The following is a 10,256-nucleotide window of genomic DNA, read 5'->3' on the forward strand; positions in this document are numbered from 1 at the left end:
GCGGTCAGGCGCTCACGCCGTGCAGTGCCAGCAGGTGGCCCATGCGCTGCACGGCCAGTTCGGGCTGCTCCAGCAGGTCGGCCTGGTCGGCCAGGCGCAAGAGCTCGGCGAAGTGCACCAGCGAGCGCGTGCTCTGCTGCCCGCCCACCATGGTGAAGTGGCTTTGGTGCCCGTTGAGCCAGGCCATGAAGACCACGCCCGTCTTGTAAAAGCGCGTGGGCGTTGAAAAGATGTGGCGCGACAGCGGCACCGTGGGCCCCAGGATGGCGTGGAAGCGCGCCGTATCGCCCGTGGCCAGGGCCGCCAGTGCGGCACTCGCGGCCGGTGCAATGGCGTCGAAGATGCCCAGCAGCGCATCGCTCTGGCCCTGGCGCGGCGTGACGCCGGCGCCGTCGCCCGCGATAAGCTCGGCGTAATTGAAGTCGTCGCCCGTGTACATGCGCACGCCCTGGCCCTCGGTGCCGCCCGTGGCGGGCAGGCGCCGGCGCATGGCGACCTCCTTGTCCTTGTCGAGCAGCGAGATCTTGATGCCGTCGACCTTGTCCGGGTGCGCGGCGATCACGGCCAGGGCCGTGTCCATGGCCGCCTCCACGTCGCGCGAACCCCAGTAGCCCGCCAGCGCCGGGTCGAACATGTCGCCCAGCCAGTGCAGCACCACGGGCTGGCGCGCTTGCGACAGGATGCGGTCGTACACGCGCTCGTAGTCGGCGGGGCTCTTGGCCACCCGGGCCAGTGCGCGGCTGGCCATCACGATGAGCTTGCCGCCGAGCTTCTCGATGGCCTCCATCTGCTCTTCATAGCCACGGATGACGTCGTCGACCGACTTCACCTCGTCCAGCACCAGGTGGTCCGTGCCGCAGCCCGAGGCCACGAGCGCGCCCGGGCCGAAGTCGCGCGCCGCGTCGAGCGAGCGGCGGATCAGCTCCAGCGAGGTCGGCCAGTCCAGCCCCATGCCGCGCTGCGCGGTGTCCATGGCTTCGGCCACACCCAGGCCCAGCGACCACAGGCGCTGGCGGTAGGCGATGGTCGCATCCCAGTCCACCGCGCATTGCAGCCACGGGTCGATGGCCGCCAGCGGGTCGGCCACCACGTGGGCGGCCGAGTAGGCGATGCGGTTGAACACCGCACCCTGCTGCGGCACGACCGGCGTGCGGCCTTGCAGGGTGTAGGGGGAGATGCGGCCATCGGCCGTGGGCAGTGGGAGGCGAAGGGCCATGGTGGACTCGGAGAATGGAGTGAAATGGATCAGGCGGTCAGGCTTGCAGCGGAGTTACGTCCACCCAGCGGCGTTCCTTCCAGCTTTCCAGGGCGGCTTCCACCAGCTGCACGCCCTTGGCGCCCTCGGGCAGGGTCCATTGGTAGGGGGCGTCTTCCACCACGTGGCGGATGAAGTGCTCCCACTGGATCTTGAAGCCGTTGTCGTAGACCTGCGAGTCGGGGATCTCCTGCCACTGGTCGAAGAAGTTCATGCTTTGCTTCTCATCGGGGTTCCACACCGGGCGCGGCGTGGCCACGCGGCTTTGCGCACGGCAGCTCGACAGGCCGGCCACGGCCGAGCCGTCGGTGCCGTCCACGTGGAAGGTGACCAGGTCGTCGCGGCGCACGCGCGTGGCCCAGCTCATGTTGAGCTGCGCGATGACCGGCTCGCCGTTGTGGCCGGTGAGTTCGCAGGTGGCATAGGCGGCATCGTCGGCCGTGGCCTTGTACGGTTGGCCGGCCTCGTCCCAGCGCTGGGGGATGTGGGTGGCGCCGATGCACGAGACCGATTTGACCTCGCCGAACAGGTTGTCTAGCACGTAGCGCCAGTGGCACATCATGTCCAGAATCATGCCGCCGCCGTCTTCGCTGCGGTAGTTCCAGCTCGGGCGCTGGATGGGCTGCAGGTCGCCCTCGAAGACCCAGTAGCCGAACTCCAGGCGCACGCTGAGCATGCGGCCGAAGAAGCCCGCGCGGCGCAGCATGTCGAGCTTGCGCAGGCCGGGCAGGAACAGTTTGTCCTGCACCGCACCGTGCTTGAGGCCCGAGCCCGAGGCCAGGCGCGCGATCTCCACCGCCTCGTTGAGGTTGGTGGCGATGGGCTTTTCGCAGTACACATGCTTGCCCGCGCGGATCGCCTTGGCGAGCAGGGTGGGGCGCATCTGTGTGGTGCCGGCGTCGAAGAACACGGTGTCCTCGGGGTTGGCGAGCGCGGCGTCGAGGTCCGTGCCCCAGCGCGCGATGCCATGCGCCTTGGCCAGCGCCTCCATCTTCTCGGCGTTGCGGCCGATCAGGATGGGGTCGGGCATCACGCGGTTGCCGTTGGAAAGCACCACGCCGCCCTGCGCGCGGATGGCGCAGATGGAGCGGATCAGATGCTGGTTCATGCCCATGCGGCCGGTGACGCCGTGCATGATGAGTCCGAGTCGTTGGGTGGCCATGGTGTCGGTCCGTTTCAGTTCTAAAGTTGCAAAAAAGAATGGGGCAAAGGCGCGGCCTGGCCACCCCATGGCAGGGGCGGGTGGTGCGTTGCGGCGCGCAGGGAATTACTGGGTGGGCTGGAGACCGGCCGCCTTGACGAGTGCGGCGTTGTTCTTGATCTCGTCCTTGATGTAGGCGTCGAACTGCTCGGGCTTGAGCGTCCAGGCATCGGCGCCGAGCTTGAGGAAGCGCTCCTTCACCTCGGGCGTGGCCAGGGCCTTGACCACCTCGTCGTGCAGGCGGTTGACGATGTCGCGCGGCGTCTTGGCCGGCACCATCATCCCGATCCAGAAGTTGAACTCCGAGCCCGGCACGCCGGCCTCGGCCGTGGTGGGCACGTCGGGCAGGGCGGCGGCGCGCTTGGGCGAGCCCACGGCCAGCGCCAGCAACTGGCCGTCCTTGATCTGGCCGATGACGGGCGCGATGGGCGAGAAGTAGTAGTCCACGCGGCCCGACAGCACCTCGGTCACGGCCTCGGCCGAGCCCTTGAAGGGGATGTTGGTCGCATCGATCTTGGCGGCCAGCTTGAACTTCTCGGCGTTCAGGTGCGTGGCGCTGCCCTGGCCGGCCGAGGCGAAGTTCACCGTGCCGGGCTTGGCCTTGGCCGAAGCCACCAGGTCCTGCAGCGTCTTGATGCCCTTGGCGGGCGAGATCACCAGCGCATTGGGCAGCGAGGAGATCGGCGTCACGCCCGCGAAGTCGCCCGTGGTGTCGAAAGGCAGCTTGGCGAAGGTCAGCGGGCTCACCGTGTGCGAGGAGGAATGGATCATCACCGTGTAGCCGTCGGGCGCGGCCGTGGCCACCGCCTGCTGGCCGATGGTGCCGCTGGCGCCGCCGCGGTTGTCCACCACCAGCGACTGGCCCATGCTCTGGCCCATCTTGTCGGCGATGGCGCGCGCAATGATGTCGGTGGTGCTGCCCGCGGCGAAGGGCACGATCACGCGGATGGGCTTGGTGGGGTAGCCGCCCTGCGCGAGGGCGCTGAACGACAGCGACGTGAGCGCGGCCGCCGCCAGGGCGGTGGCCGCAGCGCGGCGGGTGGTGCGGATGAAAGGCATGGATTTGTCTCCGTTGGCAGGCTTGGACTTGCTCTTTAATTCACTGATTGGTGAATAGAGCAGATTTTTAGGCATTGCTGCGCCTGCGTCAACGCGGTTCCGCAGGCCGGAATTAGGGGTTTACCCGGAAGGGTGGGCAGCGAGCGCTTCTGCATCGCCGCAGGCTGGTGCAACTGGCGCGGTCCAGACCAGCGCCCCCGTGCAAGGGCCGCCAAGCCGCGCAGGCGGCGCTTCGCTTGCGTGCACTGGGGGCCTCTCCCCCCGGCTCGCGCAGCGAGTCGAGAGAGGGGTGAAGGCGCGAAGCGCCTCTGGGGGTGTCTTACTTCAGCACATAGCCCAGGATCACATCGCACATGTGGGTCAGCCGCTCGTTGCGGGCCTTGGGGGTCATCAGGTCGCGCCCGAAGATGGCCGACAGGGTGTGGTTGTTCGACAGGTAGAAGTACGACAGCCCTGCGATCGAGACATACAGCTGCAGCGGGTCCACCCCGCCGCGAAAGCTGCCCTCGCGCCGGCCGCGCTCCAGCACCTCGCCCAGCATGGCGATCAGCGGCGAGTTCATCTCGCGCGCGCGCTGCGACTCCTGCAGGTGGCGCGCCCTGTGCAGGTTGGCGCTGTTGAGCAGGGTCAGGAACTGCGGGTTCTCCAGGTAATACACCCAGGTGAACTCCACCAGCCGGCGGATCGCGGTGGCGGGCTCCAGCTCCACCAGGTTGAGCTTGCGCTCCTCCTCTCGGATGTGCCGGTAGGCCTGCTCGAGCACGGCCTGGAAGAGCTTTTCCTTGTCCTCGAAGTAGTAGTAGATCAGCCGCTTGTTCAGGCCGGCGCGCTCGGCGATGCGGTCCATGCGGGCACCGCCCAGGCCGTGCTCGGCGAATTCGCCGCGCGCCGCTACCAGGATCTCGCCCTGGGAACGGTCGGCGTCCCGCTGGCGCTCCTTCGAAGTGGTCTCGGTGTCTTTGCTCATGCCTGAATAATTCACTAAATGGTTAACAAAATCCAGTCCTGCAGCGACCAGGGGCAGGTTTTGTGGCGGCGGTGCACGGTGCGGCGAAGGCTTCCCGCGGGAACGGGGGACTATAGCGAGCGCGCGGCCAAGCCCTGGCTGGCGCAGTTCCATATGCGCAGCGTATGGAGCTGCCCTGTGCGGGCTATTTGACGGGGGCCAAGGGGCTTTCTACGATGCGCGATGGCCCCCTTGCCCGCCCCTGCCTCCCCCGAGAGCCGCACAACACACGCCGGAGACGAACCGCCCATGTACCCCCTTCGCACCCTTTGTAGCCTTCGCGCGCCCATGGCGCTGCGCCTGTCCCTGCTGGGCCTGGCGGCCGGCTTGCTGGCGGCCTGCGCGCCGATGAAGACACCGCCGGCCGCCGGCGTGGGCACTGCCGTGCCGGCCAGCAAGGAGGCAGCGCCCGTCGCCACGGCCTGCCCCAAGGACATCGAGGCCATTGCGCGCTGCCTGTCGGGCCAGGACTCGGCCGGGGCCTACTACCTCATCGCCATGCCCAACGCCTGGAACCAGGTGCTGGTGATGCATTCGCACGGCGGCCCCACGCTGGGCGCACCCAAGGCCGAGCGCGCGGTGGAGGACCTGGAGCGCTGGTCCATCATGGTCCGTGCCGGCTATGCCTGGGCCGGCAGCACCTTCCGCCAGGGCGGGGTGGCCGTGCGCGCCGCGGCCGAGGACACCGAGCGCCTGCGCCGCATCTTCGTGGCCCAGGTGACCCAGCCGCGCCGCACCATCCTGCACGGCCAGTCCTGGGGGGCCGGCGTGGCCGCCATGGGCGCCGACATGTTCGGCCACGGCGCGGTCAGCCCCCGGCCCTACGATGCCGTGCTGCTCACCAGCGGCCTGCTGGCCGGCGGCAGCCGCTCGTACGACTTCCGCACCGACCTGCGCGTGGTCTACCAGCACCTGTGCCACAACCACCCGCTGCCCGGCGAGGCGCAGTACCCGCTGAACATCGGCCTGCCGGCCGGTGCCAAGCTGACCGGTGCCGAGCTCACGGCCAGGGTCAACGACTGCCTGGGCCTGGACAAGCCCGCCGCCCAGCGCACGCCCGAGCAGCAGCGCAAGGTCAAGACGATTGTCGACGTGATCCGCATCCCGGCCAGCTCCATCCAGAGCCACCTGAACTGGGGCACCTTCCACTACCGCGACGTGGTGCACCTGCGCACGGGCGATGCCAGCCCCTTCGGCAACACCGGCGCGCGCTACACCGGCTCGCCCGACGATGCAGCGCTCAATGCCGCCGTGCTGCGCTACCAGGCCGATCCACAGGCCCTGGCACGCTTCGCCCAGGACACCGACCCCACGGGCCGCATCGACGTGCCGGTGCTCACCACCAAGGGGGTGGACGACCCGACCGCCTTCGTCGAGCTCGATGCCTTCTTCAAGGGCACGGTGGAGCGCGCAGGCAGCGGCGCGCGCCTGGTGCAGACCTTCACCCAGCACAACACCCACAGCTACCTGAGCGACCCGACCTACCCCACGCTGATGACGGCGCTGCTGCGCTGGGTGGACGAGGGCGTGAAGCCCACGCCCGAGGGCATTGCCCAGCAGTGCCCGGCCAACGAAGCGAGGTTCGGCAAAGGCTGTGCCTTCCTGCCGGCCTATGTGCCCAAGCCCCTGAACAGCCGCGTGGTGGACCGCGACAGACCGTAAGACCTTTTTAACGCCGCAATGAAAAAGGCCCCGCATTGCGGGGCCTTTGCTTTAGGACAATTGAACAGGTATCAGTTGTCCACGGTGCTGCTCGCCACCCACGACGGACCGAACTGGCGCGGCCCAAGCCAGCGCCCCCGTGCAAGGGCCGCCCCGCCGCACTGGGGGCGTCCCCCTCCCAGATTGCGAAGCAATATGAGAGAGGGGGAAGGCGCGAAGCGACTCACGGGGTGCTTCACTTCATCAGGCCGCAGCAGCGAGCGCCTTGTTCAGCGTTTCGCTCGGGCGCATCACCTTGTCGAGCTTGGCCACGTCGGGCTGGTAGTAGCCGCCGATGTCGGCGGGCTGGCCCTGCACGGCAGCCAGTTCGGCCACGATGGTCTCTTCCTTGGCCGTCAGTTCCTGGGCCAGCGAGGCGAAGCGCGTGGCCAGTTCCTTGTCGTCCGTCTGCGCGGCCAGTTCCTGGGCCCAGTACAGGGCCAGGTAGAACTGGCTGCCGCGGTTGTCCAGCTGGCCGGTCTTGGGCGAGGGGTTCTTGTTGTTGTCCAGGAGCTTGCCCGTGGCGGCGTCCAGCGTCTTGGCCAGGATCTTGGCCTTGGCGTTGCCGGTCTTGATGCCCAGGTCCTCGAACGACACGGCCAGCGCCAGGAACTCGCCCAGCGAATCCCAGCGCAGGTGGTTCTCTTCCACCAGCTGCTGCACGTGCTTGGGGGCCGAGCCGCCGGCACCCGTTTCATACATGCCGCCACCAGCCATCAGCGGCACGATGGACAGCATCTTGGCCGAGGTGCCCAGTTCCATGATGGGGAACAGGTCGGTCAGGTAGTCGCGCAGGATGTTGCCGGTGGCGCTGATGGTGTCCAGGCCGCGGATCACGCGCTCCAGGGTGTAGCGCATGGCACGCACCTGGCTCATGATCTGGATGTCCAGGCCGGTGGTGTTGTGCTCGTGCAGGTACATCTTGACCTTGGTGATCAGCTGCGCCTCGTGCGGGCGGTACGAGTCGAGCCAGAACACCACGGGCATGCCGGAGTTGCGGGCGCGGTTGACGGCCAGCTTCACCCAGTCGCGGATCGCGGCGTCCTTGACCTGGCACATGCGCCAGATGTCGCCTGCTTCCACGTCCTGCGACAGCAGCACTTCGCCGGTCACCAGGTCGGTGATGTTGGCCACGCCGTCTTCGGCGATCTCGAACGTCTTGTCGTGCGAGCCGTATTCTTCGGCCTGCTGGGCCATCAGGCCCACGTTGGGCACCGTGCCCATGGTCTTGGGGTCGAACGCGCCGTGCCATTTGCAGAAGTTGATGATCTCCTGGTAGATGCGGGCGAAGGTCGACTCGGGCATCACGGCCTTCACGTCCTTCAGGCGGCCGTTGGCGTCCCACATCTTGCCGCTGTTGCGGATCATCGCGGGCATGGACGCGTCCACGATGATGTCGTTGGGCGAGTGGAAGTTGGTAATGCCCTTGGCCGAGTCGACCATGGCCAGCTCGGGGCGGTTCTCGTGGCAGGCGTGCAGGTCGCGCTTGATCTCGTCGCGCTGGCTTTGGGGCAGCGTCTCGATCTTGGCGTACAGGTCGACCATGCCGTTGTTCACGTTCACGCCCAGCTCGTCGAACGTCTTGGCGTGCTTGGCGAACGCGTCCTTGTAGAAGATGCGCACGCAGTGGCCGAACACGATGGGGTGGGACACCTTCATCATCGTGGCCTTCACGTGCAGCGAGAACATCACGCCGGTCTTGCGCGCGTCTTCGATTTCCTTCTCGTAGAACTCCAGCAGCGCCTTCTTGCTCATGAACATGCTGTCGATCACCTCGCGGTCGAGCAGCGCGACCTTGGGCTTCAAGACAATGGTCTTGCCGCTCTTGGTGATCAGCTCCATCTTCACTTCACGGGCGCGGTCCAGCGTCATGGACTTTTCGCCATGGTAGAAGTCGCCGTGGTGCATGTGCGAGACGTGGCTGCGCGATGCCTGGCTCCATTCACCCATCGAATGGGGGTTCTTGCGCGCGTAGTTCTTCACGGCGGCGGGCGCGCGGCGGTCGGAGTTGCCTTCGCGCAGCACGGGGTTCACAGCAGAGCCGATGCACTTGCCGTAGCGCGCCTTGATCTCTTTTTCCTTGTCGTCCTTGGGCTGGTCCGGGTAGTCGGGCAGTGCGTAGCCCTTGCCCTGCAGCTCGGCGATGGCCGCCTTGAGCTGCGACACCGAGGCACTGATGTTGGGCAGCTTGATGATGTTGGCGTCGGGCTGCAGCGTCTTCTTGCCCAGCTCGGCCAGGGTGTTCGGAGCGCGTTGCTCTTCCTTCAGGAACTCGGGGAACTCGCCCAGCACGCGGGCGGCCACGGAGATGTCGGACTCCGCCACGTTGATGCCGGCCGGTGCGGCAAAGGCACGGATGATGGGCAGGAAGGAAGCCGTGGCCAGGCGAGGTGCCTCGTCGGTCAGGGTGTAGATGATGGTCGGTTGCTGGGTCGTCATGGCTTGTCTCACGAAACGAGTGTGTAAATGCCCTTTGCCGGGGTATGGCAGGGGCCAAACGCGAATGCTCTCGCATTCTCGTCTTTTGGCGCTTTATCGGGCCCCGGTTTTTGCAATCGAATTCCACAATGCAAAATTTACCGACGGGTAGGCGAAAATTTTTAATGCGTTGCCTATAGCGGAAGTGGTTTCGCACCGAAATCGGGCGGCGCCAAACCCGAAAAGCCTCATTGCCGCAAGGGCCAACGGGCAAGGGAATCCAGTGCATGCCGCGGCCGTGACCGCCTGCCTGACCTCAGGGTCGCCGGTAGCTCAAACTCTGCAGGACGCCCTGTGCGCGCAGCAGGGATTGCGCCTCTTCGCGCCCCGCTGGGGTGATGAAACGGGAGCGGATCGCTCGCCTCAGGCAATCCCGGGCGCGGGCCTCGCAGATCGGCGTTCCTTGGCCCTGCAGGTGGCACTTCGCCAACTTGACCCAGGCATCGCCGTCGCCATCGAGCGCAGCCTTGCGGAACCAATGGAACGCGCCGCGGTGGAAATGCCGTTCCTGGAACAGGATGGCCAGATTGTTGGCGCCTACGAAATCCCCTGCGTGGCGGGCCTTGCGATACCAGATCCGTGCCAGATACTTGCTGGAACGAGTGCCCAGGCCTTCGTCGTAGAAATATCCCACATCCAGCATTGCGCCCCTGGCCCCCTGGTGTGCACAAGCCAGAAAGAGTTGAAAGGCTCGCGGCAGGTCATTTGCGTCCCAGGCCTCATGGGCTCGGCTTTCCATTTCATCCAGCTCGGTCATCCAGCGCCTTTCATCGACCCCATGATGCGGCCAGTGGGTCGGGGCATCCATGGTAGCGGTCTGATCTACGCACGCTGATGCTCAACTGGAAGATCGAACCTCCACCACCCGATCCCCCACCACCGCAAACCGCCGTGCCTGTGGCGCAATCGACTGGCTCGATGTCCCCGTGAACGCACCAAACGCCGGCAACACCAGCAACCCTGGCGTGGAGGCGAAGCAGGGCAGGCGCGCGGCGTCGCGCGCCAGGCCGTAGAGGGTCACTGTGGGGTGCAGATGGCCTGCGAGCACGGTGCTCCCTTCCACCCCCAGCGGGTGGTGGCAGGCCAGCACCTCCGCCCCTTCCTCCGGCGGCCAGGGTTCGTCGGCCAGGGCGATGTTGAGTGCCGCCGGCGGATCGCCCGCATGCATGTCGTGGTTGCCGCGCACCAGGGTCATGCGGATGCCGGCGTGGCGCTCGCGCCAAGGCAGCAGCTGGGCCCATAGGGCGCCATCGGCACCGCTGCGCGCGTGCAAAAAGTCGCCCAGGAAGACCAGGTGCTCTGCGCCCGTCACGGCCAGCACCGCGTCGAGCCGGGCCAGGTTGTCGGCCGTGGTGCCGTGCGGCACGGGCTGGCCGGCGCGGCGGAAGGTGGCGGCCTTGCCGAAATGCACGTCGGCCACGAAGGCCATGCGCGCGGCGGGCCAGACCACCGCGCGCTGGGGTAGCAGCCACAGGACCGTGCCGCCAAGCAGGGTGATGGCATGGGCGCCTGGGGGCGCGGTGGTGGGGGCGGCGTCGTTCAGCAAGGGCGGGGCG

General features: G+C 67.1%; 8 protein-coding genes. 1 reads left to right on the top strand and 7 read right to left on the bottom strand.

Annotation, left to right across the window (positions count from 1 at the left end; translation table 11 throughout):
• Positions 1-4: 4 nt before the first annotated feature.
• From AC07PA_RS02640 to AC07PA_RS02655, 4 genes are all read right to left on the bottom strand, one after another.
• Complete coding sequence (locus tag AC07PA_RS02640; protein ID WP_494603392.1) at positions 5-1,216, bottom strand: dihydrodipicolinate synthase family protein; 1,212 nt, start codon at positions 1,214-1,216, stop codon at positions 5-7.
• A gap of 37 nt (positions 1,217-1,253) precedes the next feature.
• On the bottom strand, positions 1,254-2,417 hold the full coding sequence (locus tag AC07PA_RS02645) for a Gfo/Idh/MocA family protein (RefSeq protein WP_494603390.1): 1,164 nt from the start codon (positions 2,415-2,417) through the stop codon (positions 1,254-1,256).
• A 105-nt stretch (positions 2,418-2,522) separates the two neighbouring features.
• Positions 2,523-3,515 carry a tripartite tricarboxylate transporter substrate binding protein gene (locus AC07PA_RS02650; protein ID WP_494603388.1) on the bottom strand — a complete coding sequence of 331 codons (993 nt, stop codon included), beginning with the start codon at positions 3,513-3,515 and terminating at the stop codon, positions 2,523-2,525.
• A gap of 319 nt (positions 3,516-3,834) precedes the next feature.
• Positions 3,835-4,482 carry a TetR/AcrR family transcriptional regulator gene (locus tag AC07PA_RS02655; RefSeq protein ID WP_494603386.1) on the bottom strand — a complete coding sequence of 216 codons (648 nt, stop codon included), beginning with the start codon at positions 4,480-4,482 and terminating at the stop codon, positions 3,835-3,837.
• A gap of 327 nt (positions 4,483-4,809) precedes the next feature.
• Between AC07PA_RS02655 and AC07PA_RS02660 the strand changes: the two genes are divergently transcribed.
• Positions 4,810-6,183, top strand: coding sequence for a hypothetical protein (locus AC07PA_RS02660; RefSeq protein WP_494603384.1), 1,374 nt, complete (start codon positions 4,810-4,812; stop codon positions 6,181-6,183).
• Positions 6,184-6,426: 243 nt separating this feature from the next.
• Here AC07PA_RS02660 and AC07PA_RS02665 read toward each other — a convergent pair whose 3' ends face one another.
• The 3 genes from AC07PA_RS02665 to pdeM form a co-directional block, all read right to left on the bottom strand.
• On the bottom strand, positions 6,427-8,661 hold the full coding sequence (locus tag AC07PA_RS02665) for an NADP-dependent isocitrate dehydrogenase (protein WP_007860196.1): 2,235 nt from the start codon (positions 8,659-8,661) through the stop codon (positions 6,427-6,429).
• Positions 8,662-8,956: 295 nt separating this feature from the next.
• Positions 8,957-9,508, bottom strand: coding sequence for a tetratricopeptide repeat protein (locus tag AC07PA_RS02670; protein ID WP_494603382.1), 552 nt, complete (start codon positions 9,506-9,508; stop codon positions 8,957-8,959).
• Positions 9,509-9,538: 30 nt separating this feature from the next.
• On the bottom strand, positions 9,539-10,246 hold the full coding sequence (pdeM, locus tag AC07PA_RS02675) for a ligase-associated DNA damage response endonuclease PdeM (RefSeq protein WP_494603380.1): 708 nt from the start codon (positions 10,244-10,246) through the stop codon (positions 9,539-9,541).
• Positions 10,247-10,256 lie beyond the last annotated feature (10 nt).

The organism is Acidovorax sp. GW821-FHT09B03 (assembly GCF_059418305.1).